At 38.7% G+C, this 23,988-nt stretch carries 19 protein-coding genes; 11 read left to right on the top strand and 8 right to left on the bottom strand.

Going from position 1 to position 23,988, the window contains the following annotated elements:
- Positions 1 to 13 precede the first annotated feature (13 nt).
- The 6 genes from OCK74_RS09060 to OCK74_RS09040 all read right to left on the bottom strand — a co-directional run bounded on the left by OCK74_RS09060 (position 14) and on the right by OCK74_RS09040 (position 5,594).
- Complete coding sequence (locus OCK74_RS09060) at positions 14 to 1,033, bottom strand: glycosyltransferase family 4 protein (RefSeq protein ID WP_279296709.1); 1,020 nt, start codon at positions 1,031 to 1,033, stop codon at positions 14 to 16.
- A complete protein-coding gene (locus OCK74_RS09055; protein ID WP_279296708.1) occupies positions 1,030 to 2,115 on the bottom strand; it encodes a glycoside hydrolase family 88 protein in 1,086 nt (361 codons plus the stop codon). The genes OCK74_RS09060 and OCK74_RS09055 overlap by 4 nt, the downstream gene beginning before the upstream one ends.
- Before the next feature lie 12 nt (positions 2,116 to 2,127).
- Positions 2,128 to 3,330, bottom strand: a complete 1,203-nt coding sequence (locus OCK74_RS09050; RefSeq protein WP_279296707.1) for a glycosyltransferase — start codon at positions 3,328 to 3,330, stop codon at positions 2,128 to 2,130.
- A 363-nt stretch (positions 3,331 to 3,693) separates the two neighbouring features.
- On the bottom strand, positions 3,694 to 4,209 hold the full coding sequence (locus tag OCK74_RS09045) for a methylglyoxal synthase (protein ID WP_279296706.1): 516 nt from the start codon (positions 4,207 to 4,209) through the stop codon (positions 3,694 to 3,696).
- 920 nt (positions 4,210 to 5,129) lie between these two features.
- The gene (locus OCK74_RS27940) at positions 5,130 to 5,294 is read right to left on the bottom strand and encodes a response regulator (protein WP_423803152.1); all 165 of its coding nucleotides are present in this window, start codon (positions 5,292 to 5,294) and stop codon (positions 5,130 to 5,132) included.
- A gap of 90 nt (positions 5,295 to 5,384) precedes the next feature.
- A complete protein-coding gene (locus OCK74_RS09040; RefSeq protein ID WP_423803151.1) occupies positions 5,385 to 5,594 on the bottom strand; it encodes a sensor histidine kinase in 210 nt (69 codons plus the stop codon).
- Between the two features lie 85 nt (positions 5,595 to 5,679).
- On the opposite strand from OCK74_RS09040, the gene OCK74_RS09035 reads away from it, so the two are divergent.
- A complete protein-coding gene (locus tag OCK74_RS09035; RefSeq protein ID WP_279296705.1) occupies positions 5,680 to 5,820 on the top strand; it encodes a hypothetical protein in 141 nt (46 codons plus the stop codon).
- Between the two features lie 343 nt (positions 5,821 to 6,163).
- On the opposite strand, the gene OCK74_RS09030 is transcribed toward OCK74_RS09035, so the two are convergent.
- Positions 6,164 to 7,501 carry a sugar MFS transporter gene (locus tag OCK74_RS09030; protein ID WP_279296704.1) on the bottom strand — a complete coding sequence of 446 codons (1,338 nt, stop codon included), beginning with the start codon at positions 7,499 to 7,501 and terminating at the stop codon, positions 6,164 to 6,166.
- A 171-nt stretch (positions 7,502 to 7,672) separates the two neighbouring features.
- Between OCK74_RS09030 and OCK74_RS09025 the strand changes: the two genes are divergently transcribed.
- From OCK74_RS09025 to OCK74_RS09015, 3 genes are all read left to right on the top strand, one after another.
- Positions 7,673 to 8,302, top strand: a complete 630-nt coding sequence (locus tag OCK74_RS09025) for a carbohydrate-binding family 9-like protein (RefSeq protein WP_279296703.1) — start codon at positions 7,673 to 7,675, stop codon at positions 8,300 to 8,302.
- Positions 8,303 to 8,329: 27 nt separating this feature from the next.
- Positions 8,330 to 9,367 carry a LacI family DNA-binding transcriptional regulator gene (locus OCK74_RS09020; protein ID WP_279296702.1) on the top strand — a complete coding sequence of 346 codons (1,038 nt, stop codon included), beginning with the start codon at positions 8,330 to 8,332 and terminating at the stop codon, positions 9,365 to 9,367.
- Positions 9,368 to 9,463: 96 nt separating this feature from the next.
- Entirely contained in the window at positions 9,464 to 11,539 is a 2,076-nt protein-coding gene (locus OCK74_RS09015; RefSeq protein WP_279296701.1) for an alpha-L-fucosidase, read from the top strand.
- A gap of 50 nt (positions 11,540 to 11,589) precedes the next feature.
- Here the strand turns inward: OCK74_RS09015 and OCK74_RS09010 are convergent, their stop codons facing one another.
- Positions 11,590 to 12,504 (bottom strand): nucleotidyltransferase family protein, encoded by a 915-nt coding sequence (locus OCK74_RS09010; RefSeq protein WP_279296700.1) that lies wholly within the window; start codon positions 12,502 to 12,504, stop codon positions 11,590 to 11,592.
- Between the two features lie 352 nt (positions 12,505 to 12,856).
- Here OCK74_RS09010 and OCK74_RS09005 point away from each other — a divergent pair, with 352 nt between their 5' ends.
- The 7 genes from OCK74_RS09005 (at position 12,857) to OCK74_RS08975 (ending at position 23,961) form a co-directional block, all read left to right on the top strand.
- Positions 12,857 to 13,903, top strand: a complete 1,047-nt coding sequence (locus tag OCK74_RS09005) for a phosphotransferase enzyme family protein (RefSeq protein ID WP_279296699.1) — start codon at positions 12,857 to 12,859, stop codon at positions 13,901 to 13,903.
- Positions 13,904 to 14,298: 395 nt separating this feature from the next.
- Positions 14,299 to 14,703, top strand: a complete 405-nt coding sequence (locus OCK74_RS09000; RefSeq protein ID WP_279296698.1) for a response regulator — start codon at positions 14,299 to 14,301, stop codon at positions 14,701 to 14,703.
- A 63-nt stretch (positions 14,704 to 14,766) separates the two neighbouring features.
- Positions 14,767 to 16,899, top strand: coding sequence for a chondroitinase-AC (gene cslA, locus OCK74_RS08995; RefSeq protein WP_279296697.1), 2,133 nt, complete (start codon positions 14,767 to 14,769; stop codon positions 16,897 to 16,899).
- Between the two features lie 153 nt (positions 16,900 to 17,052).
- Positions 17,053 to 20,307 carry a ligand-binding sensor domain-containing protein gene (locus tag OCK74_RS08990; RefSeq protein WP_279296696.1) on the top strand — a complete coding sequence of 1,085 codons (3,255 nt, stop codon included), beginning with the start codon at positions 17,053 to 17,055 and terminating at the stop codon, positions 20,305 to 20,307.
- Between the two features lie 32 nt (positions 20,308 to 20,339).
- Entirely contained in the window at positions 20,340 to 21,110 is a 771-nt protein-coding gene (locus tag OCK74_RS08985; RefSeq protein ID WP_279296695.1) for a response regulator transcription factor, read from the top strand.
- A gap of 149 nt (positions 21,111 to 21,259) precedes the next feature.
- On the top strand, positions 21,260 to 22,531 hold the full coding sequence (gene fucP, locus OCK74_RS08980; protein WP_279296694.1) for an L-fucose:H+ symporter permease: 1,272 nt from the start codon (positions 21,260 to 21,262) through the stop codon (positions 22,529 to 22,531).
- A 167-nt stretch (positions 22,532 to 22,698) separates the two neighbouring features.
- Positions 22,699 to 23,961, top strand: a complete 1,263-nt coding sequence (locus OCK74_RS08975) for a glycoside hydrolase family 88 protein (RefSeq protein ID WP_279296693.1) — start codon at positions 22,699 to 22,701, stop codon at positions 23,959 to 23,961.
- Positions 23,962 to 23,988 lie beyond the last annotated feature (27 nt).

Below are 23,988 nucleotides of genomic sequence, written 5' to 3'. Positions count from 1 at the left end.
TTATATCCTCTGTTCAAAGGCCATTTGATCTTTGCGCAATTTGCTTGTACAACCTCATGTAATGTAATACCATCACCCGGCTGCTGAATTTGTCCATTGCAAGCTTCCGGCATGCACACCTGCTGATATCAGCAACCTTTCTGACGGCGGCAGTAGCTTCTTCCATGTTATTGACTAAAAAACCGGTTTCCCCATCAAGTATCAATTCTTTCATTGCACCCCGATCAAAGGCAATCACAGGGGTGCCACACATCATAGCCTCTGCTACACTTAAGCCAAAGGGTTCTTCAAAACTAATAGGATGTAATAAGGCCAATGCATCTCCTAATAATTGATTGCGCTGGTGGGGACCTGCATTCCCCATGTACATGATGGATGAATCATTAAGCCAGGGAGCCACTTTTTCTTCAAAATAAGACGTGTCCTGTATCAACCCGCAAAGGATCAATTTCTTATTTGATTGAATAGCTATCTGGATGGCTTCATGTGTTCCTTTGTGCGGATGAATTCTTCCGAAATACAATAAATAATCACCATTGCCCTTGCCCCAATCAAACTGTTGCTCGTCTAATCCATTATAAACAGTATCGAGATACTTAAGATCAGGATGCCTATCGCTATTACTTATAGAAACATAGTGGGTGTGCGCATTATATTTTTTATATACGGGGATGATCTGTTCGGAAGAAAACCCATGTATGGTTGTCAGGACAGGCGTACGGATCAAACGGGAATAAGTAAGTGGAAGAAAGTCAAAGTGGTTATGGATAATATCAAATGCTGCTGCCTGTTCCATCAAATTAGAAATGTGCAAACATTCCATAACTTTTGCATCAGCCGGGTATTCTCCCAATGGCTTTTCACAGACGGATTTCAGCTTTGCCTGTGTAATAGAATCTCCTGTGGCAAATAAGGTTACATCTATTCCTTCTTTTATCAATCCCTCTGTTAATACAGAGGCCACTTGTTCCCACGGTCCATAATTTCTTGGCGGCGTGCGCCAGGTAACCGGGGCTAAAATTGCTACTTTCATTCTTTAAGTGAGGAGGCTACCACCATGTGTGATATCCAATAGGCTAATGTGCTTTCTGCCCCCTGGTTTAAATTAATTCCTTCACTATGCAATCCATCCGCACATCCACCTGTGGAAGGGTCGTATAAAGACAAACCCAGGTCATTTCTGCCCAGGAACCACTGGTAGCTCTGGTACATACGCTTTAAGTACTTTTTATCGCGGGTAAGCCGAAAAGCCTGCTGGTAACAAAGCACCATGGCCATTGCATCAATGCCTTGCTGGTCGAACCGTGCCCTGGCATGCCCGCGTTCTAACCAACCCTGGTTTCCTATAGGACTTAAAACGCCATTATGGAATACTTTAAATTCTAAAAAATCCAACGATTCGAAAGCTACCAACAAATAAGATTCATCACTAGTAATCTCGTATGCATTCAGCAAAGCAAGTGGTAATATGGCGTTGTCGTATGTAAGCACAGGCTCAAACCAATGCCATTTATCTTTTTTGTTGTCTTCATACATCCTTACCATTTTGTTGGAAAGGTCGATCACAAGATCTCTTTTCAGATCATCAGGATAATTGTATTTAATAAATTGGCAAACCCCAATAATAGAATTGGCGATACCACGTATAGAAACCAATTTGTCAATATGACGATATGCCCTGGAAAATATATCAGCCCCGGTTCTGGCCAACGCATTAGAAGGGCCTTCGTTAGCAAGAAACCCCAGCGCCATCAATGTTCTTCCAAATGAATCTTCCGAACCCCGTTCTTCCAGGCAGATCTTGGTATAACTCATAAAGTTCCTGAACTCACCGTTGTCAGTCTGCATGTAATGTATAAAGCTTAAATACACCTGGAGCAATGCTAGTACTGCCGGATTCTTCTTAACCTTACAGGTCAATACTGCCAATAATAATGCACGTGCGTTATCATCAATACAATATCCTTCTTTCCTGTTGGGTATGTTGAATAAGGCATGCTGTATCATGCCGGTATCATCCGTCAAATTAATGATCTGCGATAAATTTACTTTTGGTAAATCCCCGGGTTGAAAAACTGCTCCTGTTGATTGAGAAATTGCTACTCCTGTTGTCATAAATTTATTTTACTACTTACTGTATTCGTTAGATAACTTCGAGGTAAAGACAGGAATTCCCAATACATTGTGGAACAAGTTGACGTGTTTTTGACCTACTTTTTCCCAGGTTGTATTCCTCATTTTTAAAAAAGCATTTTTACTCATTTCCTCTTTTAGTTGGGGATATTCCAGGATCCTGATTGCATGCTCTGCTAATTCATGTTCCTGGCCCGTCGTTAGAATGATGCCCGTTTTTTCGTCGAGCATTTCCTTTGCCAAAACAAATGAATTGGAGATCACCGGGCAGCCGGCGCTCATAGCATACAGAAAAGTGCCACTTACGGCCTGGTTAGGATCTTTAGAAGTAAACAGGTAAATATCTGTCAACGCTAAATATTCCATGAGCATTCTGGTAGGCACATATTCGTTGATTAGTAGTACATTGTCCTGCAAACCATTATTATCAATTAACTCCTGCAGAAAGTCGCGGTACTTTTCCCCTTCCTGCTCCCATAAATTAGGATGTGTTTGCCCTAATACAATATAGACTGCATCTGGAAAAGCGGCGCTGATCTCTTTCATGGCCATAATACCCTTTTCAATTCCTTTGTTGGGACTTAACAATCCAAATGTTGTGAGCACCTGTTTATTCTCAAGATTGTATTTAACCTTTAACTCATTAGTGCCTGTTTTGCTAGTGGCATGTGTGCCATGGGGTATAATGATGATTTTGTCTTCACTTAACTGGTAATCTTCCTTCAGTAAGCGGGCAGAGTTTTTCGTCATCACAACTACTTTATCGGCCAATAATCCTATAGACTGGACAATTTTCAACATTTTTTCACCGGGAGTGGGGAGCACCGTATGAAGACGGATGATAAAAGGCTTTTCTATCAATGCTAAAAAACCAAGCAGGTATTCACCCAGCTCGCCGCCGTACAAGCCAAATTCATGTTCTATACAAATAAGCTTTACAGAGGGATCCCTGTTGATGTTTTGAGCCGTTTCTATACACGAGTCCATTTGATAACTGTCCATTACCATACACACAGGAGTGTCATATAAACTTCCATTCTTTTTCTTATCCAAAGTACATACCTCAATAAGAATATCTTTTGTCAATTTCGGATTGATTGCATTCACCAAATCCTGGGTAAAGCTTGCTATTCCGCATTTTTTAGGCGTGAAAGTGCTTATAAACAGGATTTTAGATTTTTGATCTAATGACACCATAATTTGATATTTTAAATATAATAATAACTGTAGGGTAAAACTACCTGCAACCAATGAGGTGGGCCTTGAATTTTACAATCTGCTTGTGAAACAAGAAATATAAAAAGGCAAGTGAAATTTGCTGTTCAGTAGATATAACCGGATTAAATATGAGATAGCAAAACAATCTGAAAGCCTCTAAAGATAGCTTAATAAATCGGTGATTAAGGAAAAACCTTTGATAAGTTTATGTGAAAAACTTAAATTACCGGGAGGCAATCAGTGTAGGAATAATAAATGATGGAGTCCTTTTCACGTTTCACATAATCACTACTTAGGAGAGGAAAAGACTACTTGTACTATTAGTAAAGATCGAATATTACTTCAATAAATTAGAACTGTTTCCTTATTATTCTGCTCAACAAGCAATTTCCGCTTTAAATAAGTAGAATAATCCGGAATAGTAACTGGATAATCTTCATCCATTAATACAGATGTCAAGATAAAGAATACAGATGTCAAGATAAAGTCTGCAGTTGTTCTGTTACAAGCCATTAAAATATTCCAGGCGACTGCTAAACGCAATAATGCTTTGACATCGCTATCATGGGGCTGCGCTTCCATTGGATCCCAGAAGAATATAATTATATCCAGTTTGCCTTCTGCAATCATCGCACCCAATTGCTGATCCCCACCTAAAGGGCCACTAAATACTTTTTTTATGGGTATTTGCAACTTTTCTTCCAACAGTTTTCCTGTAGTGCCTGTTGAGATTAATTCATGCTGAATTAATAACTTTCTATTATAATAAGCCCAATCAATTAAATCAGCTTTTTTATGATCATGCGCTACAAGCGCTATATGTTTAGCTTTATGAATACTTCTGAAATTGTTTACCAAGTTTTGAAATTTAAATGTGAAATGTTAGAGCAGCAAAGGAATTACACTTATAGTGATTGAAACTCATAGTAGTTTGAGTGTTTGCATGGTGACATGTTAATAGCACATAGATGACATTCATTGCACTCCTAATTAATACAGCTTAGAGATAAGTAATTGCCATAACTAAAAGTAGACATGCAATACCTATTATTAAAAAAGACAAAAAGAGTAAGCCTATATTTTTTATAAAGCTGATTTCATCTTTATTAAGCATATTGATTTTTTTTGAATGAATAGTCAATATCTATTTTAGCGCTTCATAAAGACAGATACAAAAATTGAAACAGGTTAGAAAGATATACAGGAATGATTACGAGGTGCTTCTAGTGTTAGATGTAATGTACGCTATATAATCGGCATTACTGGTTTTATTATTTAATTCCATCTTTTCACTTATTAAACTTATGCCACCATAACACAATGAATTGAACTCATCATTACATCAATAATATATAAATAATGACGTCCTCTTTATATGAAATATTTAAATAAATAAATTAAGGCACGGTATTATCTTAATATAGGTATATGAAATCAATAACCCCAATAAGAAAAATAAATGATCAATTAGAATCCGGTTTAAAAATAATTCCAACAATCATTCTTATTAGTTTGATTGTAATATTTCTTGGTGCACAAGTTTATTTATTTTTTGAGACATTGTTCGAACGGTAAGAATAATTTTTAAGTGTTCAGGCAATTAACTATCACGTAATTAATTAACAGGCGTAATACAGAATGAACGTACTTAAAAGAAATTAATATTTCAGCTTATAATGTTTTCGGAATATGCAGATGATTTATTGATTTGAGTAAGGTCTTACACTAACTGAGGAAAATTAAAAGAAACAAACTCATCATCTGCTTTAACGAGATACTTAAACTTCCGCATACTTTGCAATCAGGTTATACAATACTTCCGGTTTGAAGGGTTTCGACATATAATCATTCATTCCATAACTTATACATCTGTCCCTTTCTCCCGGCATCACATGCGCCGTCATTGCAATAATGGGGACTGTTAATCCAAGTTCTTCTCTTATCTTTTGCCTTTTCGGAAAACATCATCTCAACAGAATGCATAATGTTAGCAATCTTGAACGGTACCTGCTCTAACTGCATCATTCCTGCTTCTATTTTTGAAAAATCAAGAATATCGTTGATGAGGTCCAGCAGGTTTTTACCGCTGTTTTAATGAAATTCAGGTATTGATGTTGTTCTTCACTAAGGGTGGTTTTTTCGATCAGGTTCGTAAAGCCAATAATCACATTCATGGGTGTTCTTATTTCATGACTCATATTGGTTAAAAACCGTTCCTTGGCTAAAGACGACTCCTCTGCTATTTGTTTTGCTTCCGCCAGTTTCTTTTCTGCTATCTTTCGTTCAGAAATATCATAGAAAATGGTCAGCGAAAAACGCTCATCACCTATGTCAATAATATCCCAGGATGACCATTACAGATACAATCAATGGAAAGAGCCGCTTGATCATTATATTCCCGAACCTGTTGCCGGTGAACAATTGAATAAATCCAACAGAAGGGTGGAAGCAGGCTGTTGCAATCGATAATAAAAAAAGCAGTAAAGCGGAGTGAAAGGCTATAGAAAAAGGATAAGTGAGCTTGTAAAATTCCTGTCAGCATACTGAGAACAGCGACAAACCATATAAACAATATATACTTGCTATGTTTTATATGATCTTAAAATTAAACATTTATATATTAATTGTTTATTGTTTATGTTATTTCGGAAAATAATAAAACCGGAGCAATGAGCGATTAAAGACTCATCATGCAAATTAAGGGAGGAAAGAGTTAAGTTCAGGAATGGCTTGGCAACTTAGATATAAATGCAAATGCGACAGGAGAAGTACCTGTCGCATTTGCTGCACAAATTAATACTATGTAAAAGCACTAGTTTCCTACAGTGGTTTCCTGCATTTCATAGCTTTTCTTTTTATCGGAGGTATTCAATGAAACTGTTGTTGGCTTTCTTTGAATGTGACCTTTTATTGCATAGTAAATGATATAAAGATAGGCGGGGAGCATGCATACTAAAAATGAAGTATGATTCGATAAAATGCCTTTATCTTTTAAAGTTGTGTACAACAGCGGAATCAAGGCGCCACCTGCAATACCCATCACCAGTAAGGCAGAACCCGTTTTGGTGAATTTGCCCAACCCGCTGATAGCCAGAGGGAAAATAGCTGGCCACATCAGGGCATTAGCAAGTCCCAGTAAAGCTATAAATGAAATAGCGGTATAACCTTCACTAACAAAAACACCAATCGTGAAGACACTACCTAAAATGGCGGAAATTGCCAATGCTTTTTGTTGCGAAAGGTATTTTGGTATGGTGAAAATTCCAACGATATAACCAGCCAACATGGCAAACAACGTGAAGGATGTAAAGTATTTTGTTTCATCCAGCGGCATACCCAGTTCTCTGCCATATGCGCCAATAGCATCACCTGCCATTACTTCTGCTCCAACATATAAGAACAGGCAAAGTACACCCAGCATCAGGTGTGGGAACTGGAATATGCTTTTTTTCTCAACGTATACAGCATCATTAGCATCCGCTTTATCCGTATCAATTTCAGGCAAGGAAGATCGTTTGATCATAAATGCCAATAAAACCAGCACTACAGCCATGATTGCATAAGGCGTGATCACCCTGCCTGCCAGTTCATTCAATAAGTTTTCTTTTGTAGCAGTATCAGTGGCTGTGGCTACTTTTTCCTGGATCGTGCTTGCATTTTTCAGAACCAGTGCGCCTAGAATGATTGGGCTGAGCATACCTGCGATTTTATTGCAAATGCCCATAATGCTGATACGTTGTGCCGCACTTTCGATAGGACCAATGATACTGATGTATGGATTACTTGCAGTTTGCAAAATGGCAAGTCCTGCGCCCTGAACAAACAAGCCGGTAAGGAATAAGGAGAAGTTTCTTGTTTGAGCTGCCGGTATAAAGATCACGGAACCTATTGCCATTACCAACAGGCCAAGTGCCATACCATTTTTAAATCCTGTTTTCTTCAGTATGAGGGACGACGGCAAGGCCAGGAAGAAATAAGCCATGTAGAAAGCAAAGGTGACCAGAAACGCCTGGATATCATTTTCCAGCTCGCAGGCCAGTTTGAGGAAGGGAATCAATGTCCCATTCAGCCAGGTAATAAAACCAAAGACAAAAAATAAAATACCAATAATAACAATTGCATAACGATTGTTGCTCTTTGAGTGCTGCATATGACAAAAAAATTTCTTTTTATAGTTACGTGAAAGTAGGGAATGCTTTGCATCAATATACAACTTACCTTGGACAAACGATTGCGCAGATTTAGCAATAGTAATTTGGATAAGTTTGAGTAGATTGGAAATTTGAAAAAAGTATAGTGTATTAAATGTAGGAAATATTCTATGAAAGAGTTGACTGTTTCGAATCTTAAAAGAAAATATCCCTTGCCAGACAAGGAGTTTTTGCAATTAGATAGTCTGGAAAGACACAAGATCGACCAGGTATCCTGGTCTTCATATCCATACCAACCAGAGGTAGCATTCGCCATTGCTCACAAAGAAGAACGTATATTTCTTAAATATTTTGTTAAAGAAAAGTCTATACGTGCCGTTACCAAAAATATAAATGGCAGTGTTTGGGAAGACAGTTGCGTAGAATTTTTTATCAGTTTTGATGATAAGGGCTATTATAATCTTGAATTTAACTGTGAGGGTGTAGCTCTTGTGGGCTTTGGAAAAGAAAAAAGTAAACGGGAACTGGTTTCAGTAGATTTGATCAAAAAAATAAATACACAATCAGTCATTCGCAAGGAGCGTGATGGTTTGATTTATTGGGAATTATCAATATCTATTCCATTGGATGTTTTTGTTCATCATACGCTGACCACGATTAACGGAAAGCAGTGCCGGGCCAACTTTTATAAATGTGGTGATCTTTTACCAGAACCACATTTCATATCCTGGTCCAGGATCAGTTCTGCAGAACCAAATTTTCATTTGCCCCAGTTTTTTGGGACCTTGCGATTTGAATAATAAGCAGAGTACCAAATTTTTGCTATAATGGATAATAAACTTCCTACCATTAAAGAGATCGCTAAACGGCTTAATGTTTCTGTATCCACGGTTTCCCGCGCATTAGCAGATCATCCTCGCATTGGATTGCGAACCAAGACGCGGGTGCAGGAATTGGCAAAAGAGTTGAATTATGAACCCAATGCCCAGGCCATCTTCTTCAAGCAGCGAAAGACCTTTGTCATAGGTGTTATTCTGCCATATATACGGGAAGAATTCTTTTCCCAGGCAATTAGCGGCATTGAAAAGGCTGCTATGGAACATGAGTATACAATTTTATTTGGTCAGAGCTTTGACGATCCTGAAAGGGAAAAGAAGGTGGTGGAAACTATGAAAAAGCAAAGGGTTGATGGATTGATTATTTCTTTATCAAAGCAGACACAAAACTATGAGCACCTGCAGGCATTAGAAAAGTTCGGAATCCCGGTTGTATATTTTGACAGGGTGCCTCCGTTTGAGCATGCTCATAAGGTATATTGCAATTTATTTAAAGGCACCGTGGACATGGTAAACTGGCTATTTGGAAGGGGATACAAGAGGATAGCCATCATTAACGGGCCGGAAAAACTACCCGCTACTAAGGAACGGTTGAATGGTTACATAGAAGGCTTCTCAAAGAAAAAGCTAAAAGTAGATATGCAACTGGTAGAAAATACAGATCTTTCAAAAGAAAGCACTTATCGGGCTGTAAAAAGCCTTTTAGCGTCGAAAAATCCACCAACTGCAATTATTTCATTCAATGATTATGTGCACATGGATGCCGTGCAGTATGCACAACAGCAAAACATTCAAATCAACAAAGATCTTGTATTTGTTAGCTATGCAAATCTGCCTATTACCAGCTATACAGCGCATCCTCCCCTGGTGTCCATCGAGCAGTATCCATATGGACAAGGGGAAAAAGCAATGGAGATCATGATCAGTATTCTAAACGATAAGATTGAAGGTAAAACGGGTCAACAGGTTGTTTATTACAACGAAGAAATGCCTGCAACACTTGTACTGAATCAACAAAGCCTGCTGTAATAGAAGACGATTGAATAATAGAAACAGGCCGATTTATGACCAATGGTGAAGGAAAAGAATTGATGACTATAATAAATTTCAATGTTTTATCTTAAAATGAAGCAATTACTTTTTGTACTGACGTTCCAACTTTTATCCATTATAGGTTTTACCCAACAGGTAAAAGCACCTGCTCCTTATGGAACACTACCTGGCGAAAACCAGGTTCAATGGCAAAAAATGGAATACTATATGTTCATTCATTTTGGCCCCAACACGTTTACAGATAAGGAATGGGGGCATGGCGATGAGGATCCTAAAGTATTTAACCCAACACAATTGGATGCAGGACAGTGGGCCCGCACGGCAAAAGCCGCTGGTATGAAAGGTATCATTATCACCGCAAAGCATCATGATGGGTTTTGCCTCTGGCCTAGTAAATATAGCACCCATACGGTTCGTGAAAGCGCATGGAAAAATGGGAAAGGAGATGTGCTCAGGGAACTGTCCGATGCCTGCAGGAAATACGGTTTAAAGTTTGGTGTTTATCTCTCACCATGGGATCGCAACCACCCGGCCTATGGAACACCGGAATACAATACCGTTTTTGCCAATACACTTACGGAAGTATTATCCAATTACGGGCCCGTATTTGAGCAATGGTTTGACGGTGCAAACGGCGAAGGCCCCAATGGAAAAAGGCAGGTGTATGACTGGCCGCTTTTCCATCAGACTGTTTACAGGAATCAACCCAAAGCTGTCATTTTCAGCGATGTTGGTCCTGGTTGCCGCTGGGTAGGTAATGAGAATGGATTTGCTGGCACCACCAATTGGAGCACGTTAAATACGGCTGGATTTGAACCCGGACAAAAAGCGCCTTCCACAAAAGTGCTGAACCAGGGGGATGAAGATGGAAAGTCCTGGGTGCCGACCGAGGCGGATGTTTCTATCAGGCCAGGTTGGTTTTACAGTGCTGCAACGGATGATAAGGTGAAATCCATCAATCATCTTTTAAACATCTATTATGGTTCTGTAGGGCGTAATGCAAACTTGTTGTTGAATGTGCCGGTTGACCGTCGCGGACTCATTCATGCAAATGATTCCATCCGTTTGATGGAATTCAGGAAAGTGCTGGACCAGACCTTTGCGAATAATTTGGCGAAGGGTACAAAAGTGGCGGCATCGAATGTAAGAGGGGGCGCAAAACAGTTTGCTGCCAATAACCTGGCAGATGGCAATTATGAAAGTTACTGGAGCACGGATGATGCAGTAACAGAAGCTTCACTTACTATTGATCTGGCCAAAGAAACGGCCATCAACCGTATTGTATTGCAGGAATATATACCATTGGGACAGCGGGTCAAATCTTTCGCTGTTGAATATTGGGATGGCAAGAAGTTCCGGGAGTTGGATCGCCAGACCACCATTGGTTATAAACGCATTTTGACTTTTCCTGTTATCAAAACATCAAAGGTCAGGGTGAATATCCTGGAATCCAAGGCCTGCCCGGTAATAGCCGAAGTGCAGTTGTACAAAGCGCCGGAATTGCTGTCGCTGCCCCAGATCTCCCGAAACAGGGAAGGAAAAGTTTCTATCCAGTCGGAGAGCCCTGATGCTGTAGTTAGATACACTACCGATGGAAGTGAACCGACTTTTTCTTCCAGCCACTACACACAGCCTTTTGATTTTGGAAGTGGCGGAATTGTAAAAGCAAAGGCCTTTATCAATAATGGTGCAAAGGCAAGCGAAACAGTTTCTAATACATACGATCAGGCGTCGCAAAAATGGTCTGTGGCCGGATCTGACAAGGATAAACGCCTTGACCGCATGATTGATGGTGACGCACGGACATTCTGGATGAGTGCGCAAAGTAATGAGACAAGCCAGCGTCCTATCATCATTGACCTGGGAGAAAAGCTAACATTAAAGGGTTTCTCATATGTGCCACGGCAGGATGGAAACACAGGTGGTATTATATATCAGTACAGTTTTTCTACAAGTGAAGATAGGATCAACTGGACGCGGGTCGTAAACAATGCTGCGTTTGCCAATATTAAAAACAACCCGGTTAAACAAGACGTATTGTTTGAGCGTTCTTATGCAGCCCGCTTTATTAAATTAGAAGTGCTTTCAACAGTGAACGAAAATGATCAGCAGATAACTGTTGCTGAAATAGGTGTCATAACAAGATGAGAAGTCTTGCTCAAGTGTTGCATGGTATGCAACACTTGAGCAAGACTACATCAATATTGCGTTTGAAGTTGTCGATTCCAAAGATTGATAGGATAGATTTTATCAGCAATCAACCTGTTGATGCACGCTTGTACAATGGGCTTGTCTTCTTTATAGGTAACGCCAAACCATTGCTCTGAGGTGGTAATTGCTTTGATGTTTCCCTTACCTTGCTGGATAAACTCATCGCCAACCAGCGGAATAAAAAATTCTGATTTGGGTAAATGGCCGTTTTCCTGAAGGTATTGCTGAAAGAGTTCTTGTGAAAAATTAAATATATCGGGCGTGAAACACCAGAAGTTCATGGAGGCTTTGCTAGTTGCAGCTAATTCATGCAACGCTCCATTTTCTTCAAAGAATATATTTTGATCTTTTTTAAACACTTTTGTTCTTTCTACAATGGAACTGATATAATTGTTCTCATCTGTTTGACAGATACCTCTGCTTACAGAACCATATTCGGATAAAGTATTTGGCAATTGATAGCAGATATTTGCCCAAAGCTTTGAACCGGCTTCCCTGGTTAGGAATTGACAAGCTTTTTCAAAAGCATCTCTTCCATAAAAGTCATCTGCATTGATCACTGCAAATGGCTCCTGAATGATGTTTTTTGCGCATAATACAGCATGGGCTGTGCCCCAGGGTTTAATTCTGTCTTCAGGAATTGGGAAGCCTTCCGTATAGGAATCTATTTCCTGGTATACATAGTCGGTTTCAATTTTTTCGTTTAACCTGGGTTCGAAAATATCTTTAAATTCCTGTGCGAATTCTTTTCTGATGACAAAAACTACTTTGGTAAATCCGGCTTGAATAGCGTCATAAATTGAAAAGTCAATAATACTTTCTCCCGACGGTCCAAATTTGTCTATTTGCTTTAAACTTCCGTAGCGGGATGCCATGCCTGCGGCTAAAACTAATAAATTCATGATGAAGATTATGTTTTCTTAAATGTTTTGAGTTGAACAGTAAACGCTGAATTGGAAATCTGCAGGTGAAATTAGGGAATGCATCTGTCGAATTTCAGGGAAGAAAAGGCTCAAACGATTGCACGAATTTTGAGCAATCGTTTGCATAGACAAGTTTGTGAGTCAATAAAGACAGGGGTTAGAAATGTTCCTGGTTCACTTTACCTGTTGTTATGGATTGTTTCAATTTTGTGCACTCGTTTGCACTAAAAAAGTCAAGGTATCATTGTTAATATTGCTTGAAATGGCGGCAATGGTATCGTATTTAGAACCATTCCTCTTGAAACCATATTTATTGTAAAGGAGATTTGTTATGAGCCCATCAGTTTTACCGGCTTTTGGATTGAAAGAAGAGTCAATGCGCATAGAACCATTTGGCAGCGGTCTGATAAACCATACGTGGAAGATAATTGCACCAGATGGTAATTATATATTGCAAAGAGTGAACCAGGAGGTTTTCCATAAACCTTCACATATTGCTCATAATATCAGGTTGATCGCTGATTATTTACAGGAATATTATCCGGAATATAAATTCATAGCACCGCTTCTTTCCTCAAAAGGTGAAGACCTGGTTCATATGAATGGCGAAGGCTATTTTCGATTGTTTCCATTTGTAGGTGGCTCCCATTCCAAGGATGTTGTAAAAACACCTGATCAGGCTTATGAAGCTGCCAAGCAGTTTGGAAGATTTACGAAACTGCTTGCGGGTATGGATACGGCTAAGCTTAAAATCACCATACCTTCATTTCATGACCTTTCATTACGATATGACCAGTTTTTATCTGCAATTGAAAAAGGTAATTCCCTTCGCATCCATGAAACTGAGGAACAGATCAAAACATTAATTGGCTTCTCTGATATAGTAAGGGAGTATGAGCATATTAAATCAAATCCTGAATTTAAGTTAAGGGTTGCTCATCATGATACCAAAATCAGTAATGTGCTATTTGATGCAGAGGATAGAGGTTTGTGTGTTATTGACCTGGATACGGTAATGCCCGGCTATTTCATTAGTGATGTAGGCGATATGATGCGTACGTATTTGTCGCCGGTAAGTGAAGAAGAACGTGATTTTGAGAAAATTGAAGTCCAGGATGACTTTTATAAGGCCATCGCGCAGGGATATTTCAATGAGATGAGAGATGAATTAACCCAGACAGAAAGGTCATATTTTTTCTATGCAGGTAAGTTTATGATTTATATGCAGGCTCTTCGCTTTCTAACCGATCACATTAATGATGATGTGTATTATGGTGCCAAATATCCTGGACATAATTTAATAAGGGCCAAAAATCAAATTGTGCTTTTGGAACGGTTAATGGAGAAGGAATCTGTGCTTGCTACTTATCAGCCCTGAATAAACAAAAAGAAATTTGAGACAGGTAATGTATTTACATGAACAAAACATTGCAAAGAAACCTAGCTCTTCATGAAATAAGTTTGTTCTATTGTTAAATCTATACGTTTTTCACCCTAAATAGAATCCTTTTTCTACCCTGGGGCAGCAAAGTTTTAATCAACTTTACGTTCAAGGTAGAAATGGTAAAGTTTTGCTTGCATTGGTGTTGCTTTGATCATACCTGCAGATTTGTAAGATTTTAATTTTCCGGACCTCCCTAATTAGTTATCCTAATAAATTATTGAAAATATGAAATCCAATATTCAGCATGTAAATTATTGCTGAGGTTGTATCATTGATATAACCCATTATGCTCTTGTATAAAATCATTTTTGAACCTTAAATGGAAATAAATGATTAAGAACACCAACCAAATGAAAAATATTTTTCTCATTGAAAATAATTTGGATGATTACTGGCTGTTTACCGAGGCAATAACAAGGATTTCTGATAAGATTGCAATAAAGTGTTCCCAAGACTTAGATAACCTTCTTAAAACATTAGAAGAGGAGCAACCTTGTTTAATTTTTATTGAGTATCACTTACCTAAGAAAAATGGAATTGACTATATAAAGCAGATTAAGAGCCATCCTGCATTAACAGATATTCCAATTATTATGTGGAGCACTACCTGTTCATTACTAGAAATTGAGAAGGCTTACGATGAAGGTGCTCAACTATATATTGAAAAGCCCTGGTCTTTTCAGGAATTAGTTGGTGAAGTGAAAACAGTTTTGAAACAAAACAGTATGGTATAGGGTTAATAAAGCAGTAGTAAAGTGTGATTTGTTTCTTATTTTGCAAAAAACAAATGACAATAAATGTGTGTAAAGACTAGTAAAAAGCTTTTCTTCCTGGTCATTTTATTATGCTTCAATTGTACGATTACTAATTTATCGTATGCCCAATCATATCACTATGATACCATTATGAATAGGGTCCGGCAGAATATAATGAGTCAATCAGCGCAACAAGACAGTTCTGCCCGATTTATTTTGAATTCAATACAGCCTGATGGTAGTTGGGGTGATATAGATTATAACGACAAGTCTGCTGTTAAATGGAAACCAGGCGACCATCTTTTAAATCTTCGTATGCTCATTACGAGTTATATTACTGGTAGTGATTTGAAAGATGAGCAGCTATATAAGACGATACAGAATGCATTTACTTTCTGGTATGAAAAAGACCCTCAAAGCAATAACTGGTGGCATAATGAAATTGCGATGCCACAGAGCTTAGGTGAATTATTAATTCTGATGAGGTATGCTAAAAAACAATTACCTGCGAGTTTAGAGGATTCATTGATCAGGCGCATGAAACGTGGCGATCCTTATAAACAAACAGGAGCAAATAAAACGGATGTCGCATTACATTATTTTTATCGTGCACTTTTAAATAGAGATAGTTTATTGTTGAAAGAAGCTGTTGTGCAATTGTTTTATCCGATCGTGTTTGTTCATTTGAGAGAAGGACTTCAGTACGATGGTTCATACCTGCAACATGGGCCGCAATTACAAATATCCAGTTATGGTTCTGTCTTCCTAACAGGTGCAATAACTGTAGCCAGCTATGTAAGAGGCACTCCATATGCACTTAGCCAGTCTAAACTGGAGTTACTGTCGAACTATTATAGAAATACATATTTACGGGCCATACGCGGAAGTTTTATAGATTTTAACGTGGAAGGTCGTGGTATCAGCCGAAAAAATATTTTATCAAAGTATACTGAAAATAAACGCCTGGAGCTCATGGCGTTAATTGACCCTCAGCATTTTATGGAGTGGCAATTGGCAGCATTGAGAACAGAAGGTGTTAAACCGCCTGATTATAAAGTAACCGCTTATCATAGGCATTTTTGGTGTGCAGACTATACCATGCACTTACGACCTGCTTATTCATTTAATATTAGAATGGTAAGCAGCCGAACCAAACGATGTGAGATGGGAAACCAAGAAAATTTATTGGGCAGGTATTTGTCGGATGGTGCTACAAATCTGCAGCGGAGAGGGGCGGAATATGATAATATTATGCCACTTTGGGAGTGGGACAAAGTTCCGGGTGTAACCAATAGAGATTACACATCAGACAGACCAATGAGTATTACCTGGGGAGAGGTTGGTAATAGTGTTTTTTCCGGCGGTGTCAGTGATGGGATATACGGCGTTTCCGGTTATCAATTAAATTATGATAGTGTTACAGCAAAAAAAGCATGGTTTCTTTTTGATAAGGAAATTGTATGCCTCGGTGCCGGAATTAACAGTGAAGCACAGGAATCTGTCACCACAACTGTTAATCAATGCTGGATAAATGGAAATGTTTTAACATCTGGTAAAAAGAGAAGTGTTAGCAAAAATGAAGTGCTTCATTTAAATAAAGAAAATAAGGCTTGGGTGTTACATGACAGCATAGGGTATTTTTTTCCCAAGGGAAGTAATATTGCCATTTCTAAGGCTAACCAAACAGGTAGTTGGTATCAGATCAACAGAGTATATACAGATCAAAAATTAACTGGGGATGTTTTTAAACTCTGGATCAATCATGGAGTCAAGCCAGTAAACGCTAGCTATGCCTATATTATATTACCAGGTGTGCAAAGCGCCAAAGAGATGATGGACTTTAATGACCAATTGATTAAAGTGATCGCCAATAATGATTCTGTTCAGGCGGTACTACATGCGAATTTAAAAATGATGCAGGTGGTTTTTTATAAGCCATGTACTGTTCACGCCGATTCTTTTTCGATAACAGTTGATAAGCCATGCATCATGATGGTTAAGAATATGGATGCTACAAGTAAAAACATTTTCATTGCAGACCCAAGTCAAAAAGAACAGGACATTACAATACATCTTGTCAATCTGAAGACAAATGGACAAAAAAGCATTAAGATGAACCTGCCTGAAAACGAAATGGCAGGTTCTACTATTTCCATTAACGTTGAAAAGATGTAAAGCCGATAGGTCTGTGAATAAATTTTACAGGGGTTGCTGTTAAGGCTCTGTGCTACTTTTAATTATTAAAATCGACATCGTATCTTTAGAAGCTTGAGTTATGAAGTTTAATACAGTTTCATTGAATAAGCTCTTATGTTAAAAGGTCCGTTTTTGGGTAGATTGCCAGCTCTGTTTTTCCTGCTGTTTTTTATCATTATTAAGTCACAATTTGCAGCAGGACAACAATCAATTGTCTTCGATCATGTAACTGTTGAAAATGGCCTTTCATCCGGATCTGTGCTTTCTATCACCCAGGATGCGAAAGGATTCATATGGATTGGTACTATGGATGGATTGAATCGTTATGATGGTAATAAGGTAAAGATATTCAAATCTTTTTACCAGGATAATCCAATAGGCCCAAGTATAAAAATCAATCAACTGATCGCAGATAAGCAACAGAACATTTGGATTGGTACTAATAATGGATTGTACGTTTACAACACACGAACAGACTCCTTTAGCGTTTTTTATGCTGGAGCAGGAAGGAAAAACTTAAGCCATAACAACATTAAAGCAATTTACCAGGATCGCAAAGGAAATATATGGGTAGGAACGGAGGGTGGATTGAATAAAATTGACTATGGCCAGCCATTTGAATTTCAGTCTATTCCTATAATAAATAAAAAAGACAGCTCCGGTTTCAAAAATGTTCAAGCCATTTTTGAAAATAGTGCGGGAGACATTCTTGTTGGAACCACCCAGGGAATTTTTATTAGTAAAAATCAAAAAGTTAGCGATCATAAATGGGGCCTGATTGCCGATCAATTATCAGGTATCAGCATTTCTACTATAGCAGAAGATAAAAATAAGAATTTATGGATCGGTACCACAGCCTCAGGAGTGTTCAAAATCGATAAAGAGCTTTTGATCATAAAGCATTACAGCCACCAAGTGGGCACAAATACGGGATTGGTCAGCAATGTTATCCGTAAAATAAGGACTGACCGGAAAGGGCGGCTGTGGATCGGCACATTAAAAGGGTTGAATTTATATGACCCCTTAACTGACAGGTTTATTTCCTATGTTCATAAACCAGAGGATCCGCATACACTCAATTACAATTCCATTTACGATATTTTTGAAGATCAACAGGGTAGCATTTGGGTGGGTACATTTTTTGGAGGCGTAAATATCGCGGAAGCATACACCACCAATTTCAAAATTTATCAAAATACAGATAGGAAAAACTGGATCAGCAGCAATGTGATCAGCTCCATTGTAGGTGACCAAGGTGATAATCTATGGATTGGGACCGAAGCAGAAGGACTTAATTATTTTGACCGGAAATTGCAGGTATTCAGATCTTTCAAATATGAAGAAAATTCAAATGCAATATTGAGCTCGAATTTGGTAAAAGCAATACTAACAGACAATGAAAATAATTTATGGGTAGGATTGCACAGCGGGGGCGTCAATGTTTTAAATAGTTCAGGAAAGAAGTTAAAAGAGTTCAGGAAGAATCAACTTCCCGATGCCATTAATTCCGATGAACTCTCCTGTCTCATGCAGGATGACAAGAACCGGATATGGATTGGTCATCAGGAATATGGAATTAACATATATGATACCAAGGCAAAAAGGATGGAGCAATTTGAAACGGTTTATCCAGGTAAAATTTTGCCTACCAAGGCAATCACCTTTCTGTTTGAAGATTCAAGGAAGAATATCTGGATCGGTACAAAGCAGGGCTTAAGCATGTTACAGACTGCTGATCATGCGCTAAAGACTTTTTTGAAAAAGAATTATGCCGGCCAGTTGAAATCCGATTATATCAATTGTGTTGCAGAAGATGAAAAAGGGATTATATGGATTGGCACTTATACGGGCCTGTCTTATTACAATCCGGAGACAAAAAGCTTTGGAACATTCACGTCTTCAGATGGCCTTTCTGGAAATAAGGTAGTAGGCATTTTGGTGGATAATAGCAATAATTTATGGATCAGTACCAATAACGGTCTTTCCAGGTTAGATCGGTCAAGACGGCGTTTCAATACATTTAATACCTATGATGGATTGCCGGGGAATGTATTTAATTATAATTCCTTTTATAAAGACAACGAAGGCCGCCTTTATTTTGGTAGTTTTAATGGATTTATTGAGTTCAATCCTGATGAAATTGAGACCAACCTGGTAACACCCGATATAAAACTGACTGGACTCAGCGTTAACGGCAATCATGTCCATGCCAGGGATGCGTGGGGTATATTAAAAAATGATTTATCGGAAACAAAGAAAGTTATATTAAACTATAATCAAAATATTGTTTCGATTGATTATGCGGTCATGAATTTCATAAAGCCTGGAAAAAATAAATCGTCCTACAAATTAGAAGGCTATGATAAGGATTGGGTTTTTACGGATACCCATAATGCTTCTTTTACCAATTTGCCTCCTGGCAAGTACTCACTACTGATCACAGGATGCAATAACGATGGCGTATGGAATCCTAATCCCAATGTATTGCAAATTACCATTCTTCCCCCTCCCTGGAAAACATGGTGGGCGTATGCAACCTATATTTTTACCTTTTTATTGACTGTTTATGGCATTTTTTACTTCATAGCTTCCAGGACAGAATTAAAGCGAAAACTTCATTACGAATACATGGTCAATAAAAAACAGCAGGAGTTACACCAGATGAAGATGGACTTTTTTACTCATATTTCCCATGAAATCAGAACACCACTTACACTGATATTAACGCCTGTAGAAATGTTGTCGCAAATAATTCCTGAAAACCCTACCAGTCAGAAGTTGCTCCATTCAATAAAGACCAATGCTGACAGGCTACTTAAGCTGACTAACGATTTAATGGATTTTAGAAAAGCTGATTCCGGATATACCCAATTAAAAATCAGGCAAGGTAATTTGGTTCATTTCTGCCAGTCCGTTTATGCTAAATTTCTTTCGGCTGCTACCAGTAAATCTATTGAGTTTACTTTTACGAGTGAAGAAGATATCATTGAAGCCTATTTTGATCCGGAACATTTAGAAATTGTGCTTTCCAACTTACTTTCAAATGCGCTTAAATTTACACCCGACAGGGGGACAATTTCAATGAATGTTGCAAGAAACGGTAACGAGACTGTCCACATTAGCGTTTGCGATAATGGCATTGGTATTCCCAAAGAAAGTCAGGAAATGATCTTTACCAATTTTTACCAGGTAGATTCCCGGGGGAATAAAAAAACGGGTTCAGGCGTCGGCCTTGCTTTTTCCAAAAGCTTAATAGAACTTCATCATGGCAAAATGTATTTTCATAGTGGTATCAACAAGAGTACAGGTACGCAGGAAACCTGCTTTTTTGTTTGTCTTAAGCTGGGTAAAGGCCATTTTAATGAAAGTAGTATTATTTTAGAATAAAATGTTTTTAATCATCATGATTGCTTACCAATATGAATACTTGCAAAATTTTAATTATTGAAGACAATGATGAAGTAAGGGATCTTATTAAAGTCTGCCTGGAAGCCGACTATACCATATTGGAGGCTGCCAACGGGAAGGAAGGGTGGGAAATAGCAGTGGAGGAACTTCCAGACCTGATCATTACAGATGTTATGATGCCTGAAATGGATGGCAATGAGTTTTGCAGGAATCTCAAAAATGACGAAAGGACAAGCCATATTCCCGTCATCATGTTAACGGCTAAAGTGTCTGTAGAGCAGCAGGTAGAAGGGCTGGAAAGTGGTGCTGATGTATACCTCACCAAACCATTTAGTATCCAGGTTTTACAGTCCTATATTAAAAACCTGTTGAAAATAAGAGAAACCCACCGACTATTGTATAGCCAGAAAATATTTTTAGAGCCTTCAGGAGTTGAAATCGGAACAGTCGATAAAAAGTTTATGGAGCGCCTGATGAGTATTGCAGAAGCAAATCTGAGCAATCCTGATTTTCACATTAACGAACTTTCCAGGGAAATAGGAATGAGTAAACCTGTACTCTATAAAAAGTTTAATGCGCTGGCAAAGATTCCTATTGGGGAGTTTATCAAATCGTTACGGTTGAAAAAGGCTGCCTTGCTACTCACACACGATAAAATGAATATTGCTGAAGTGGCATGGGAAGTTGGTTTCAGCGATCGCAAATATTTCAGTAAAGAATTCAAAAAGTTTTTTGGTAAATCTCCTTCCGAATATGTTACCGGATCTGAATTTTCAGAGTGACCTATCAAAGAAAGTCTTAAGAAATAACTGTCATTTTATCTTTTTATTTGATAAAAAATAAAAGATGAACCCTATTCCGATACAATTTTGCCCCCCTGTCTATTGTCTGCTTAAATAGTTTTACAACTTACTGTCAAGTGGGGAATTGTATGAATGAGTATAGTAAGTATAAGCTGCCAGTCATTTTAGTGACGTCCTTGTTTTTTTTGTGGGGTTTTGCCCATAACCTCAATCTTATCCTGATTCCCCATCTGAAAAAGGCCTGTCAGCTTTCCGATATGCAATCGGCCTTTATCGATTCTGCTTTTTTCATTGCTTACTTCCTCATCGCCATGCCGGCTGGTATGTTCATGAAAAAATACGGCTATAAGGGCGGAATTGTCTTTGGCTTGCTCCTGTTTGCGATAGGGGCGTTTCTTTTTTATCCTGCTGCCAGTGCCCGTAACTATGGTTTGTTCCTCTTGGCCCTCTTTGTCATTGCCAGTGGGCTTACCTTCCTGGAGACGGCCGCTAACCCCTACATCAATGCTTTAGGGGAGCAAAGCAAGGCCACCACCCGCCTGAACTTTGCCCAGTCATTTAAAAGCCTGGCTGCTACCTTAGCTTCACTAATCGGAGGCGCCGTTATTCTAACGGATAACTCTATTACTGATGAAGCAAAACAGGTCATGACCAGCGAAGAATTGAATGCCTTTCTGACCAGGGAAGCAAGTGTCGTGCAACTGCCTTACCTCCTCATCGGCATCGTTGTTTTGCTCTTTGCGGTGCTGATCTGGAAAACCACGCTGCCGGAAATTACCGAATCACAAACTGCCGCTGCTACTCCAATCAAGGGAAGCTTACTCAAAGAGAAGAACTTTGTGCGGGGTGTAGTTGCCCAGTTTTTTTATGTAGGCGCCCAGGTGTGTGTGGGTAGCTTTTTCATCCGCTACGCAGGCTATGCTGATGGCATGGATGAAAAAGTTGCTGCCCTGTATTTGTCGGCAGCCCTGTTTGCCTTTATGGGTGGTCGTTTCATTGGTACCTTCCTGATGCAATACATTGCTGCAGCTCGCCTGTTATTGCTTTATAGTCTGATCAGTATCGGCTTGTTGGTGGTAGTGGTGATGAATAAGAGCCTGGCAGGTATTTATGCCCTGGTGGCTTTGCAGTTTTTCATGTCCATCATGTTTCCTACAATCTTTTCCTTAAGTCTGATCGGACTGGGAGAAAAGACCAAGCAAGGCTCTTCTTTGCTGATTATGGCTATAGTAGGGGGAGCGGTCATGCCCTTGTTGATGGGGAGGGTGTCTGATCTGTTCAACATCCAGGTGGCTTATCTAGTACCGGCCTTGTGTTTTCTTGTAGTGAGTTATTTTGCCCTGCGTCTGGTAACCAACAAGGAAGCCAAAGAATTAAGTGTTCAATTATCTCATAACTAACTGTAATGAATAAAGAAAATTGTGTCTATATAATCAATTGCGATTTTCAGAAACAAATAAAAATTTACCCCTTATTGCATAAATTCTTGCCCCCTATATCCTGACCAATCTGTGCAGATTTGTATAACAGCTAAAAAATATTTTAAACATTAATTAAGTCTAGCGATATGCATCAAAAACTCCGTTTGATTTCCGGGCTTCTGTTCCCTATTCTGCTCGTTTTTATTCTTAGTGCCTTTGGAGACAAAAAAGAGGATAAGAAATTTATTGATAACATATTTAAAGTAGCAGAACAGCAATATGCTGTTATGCTGCGCAAGTCTGAAGACCTTTCAATGTATCCCCGTACCAGTGAAAAAAACGGTGACATAAAGTATGTGCCCATTTCTGACTGGACGGGCGGCTTTTGGCCCGGAAACCTTTGGTACATGTATGAGTATACCCAAAACAAAAATTGGGAAAAGGAAGCCATTAAATGGACCGAAAGTTTAGAAAAAAATCAATTCAATACAAGTCACCATGACTTGGGCTTTATGATGTATTGCAGCTATGGAAATGCTTACCGGATTACAAAAGACGAAAGCTATAAAAAGATATTGATTCAATCTGCAAAATCCCTGGTAAGCAGGTATCATCCAAAGGTTGGCTGCATAGAATCCTGGGATTCCCGTTTATCATGGGATGGTAAAACGATGTGGTATTACCCTGTAATCATTGACAACATGATGAACCTTGAACTGTTGTTTTTTGCTTCTAAAGTAACCGGAGACCCTTTGTATAAGCAGGTGGCAGTGCGACATGCAGAAACAACTTTGAAAAATCATTTTAGAAGTGATTATAGCTCTTATCATGTAGTGAATTATGATACCCTGACTGGTAAGGTATTGAATAGGCAAACATGCCAGGGGTATTCTGATAATTCAGCATGGGCACGTGGGCAGGCATGGGCCATCTATGGGTTCACGATGGCATATAGGGAAACGGGAAACAAAAAGTTCCTGGATGCAGCAAAGAAGATGGCTGATTTTTACATGAATAATCCCAATCTTCCTAAGGATAAGATTCCTTATTGGGATTTTAACGTGAATCAGAAAGGGTATACTCCTCAATGGAATTATGATCCTAATAAATTTAATTATATACCCAGGGATGCCTCTGCTGCTGCAATTGTTTGTTCAGCTCTTTTTGAACTCAATGGGTACTTGGGTAAGGATGGTAAAAAATATAAGGATTTTGCCATTGCAACACTAAATACTTTAAGCTCGCCTGCTTATTTTGCAGAACCTGGCACCAATGCGTATTTTTTGCTGAAACATTCTGTTGGCAGCTTTCCTCACGGTGCAGAAGTAGATGTGCCATTGGTTTATGCTGATTATTACTTCCTCGAAGCATTGTTACGCTACCGGCAATTAAATAAGCGAAAATCATAATAAGAAAAGCTCAAGCCGGTTAATTGG

It is taken from the genome of Paraflavisolibacter caeni, from assembly GCF_025628885.1.
Taxonomy (GTDB): Bacteria; Bacteroidota; Bacteroidia; order Chitinophagales; family Chitinophagaceae; genus Flavisolibacter; species Flavisolibacter caeni.
Note: the sequence above shows the minus strand (reverse complement) of the source record. Positions and strands in the feature narration are given on the sequence as shown.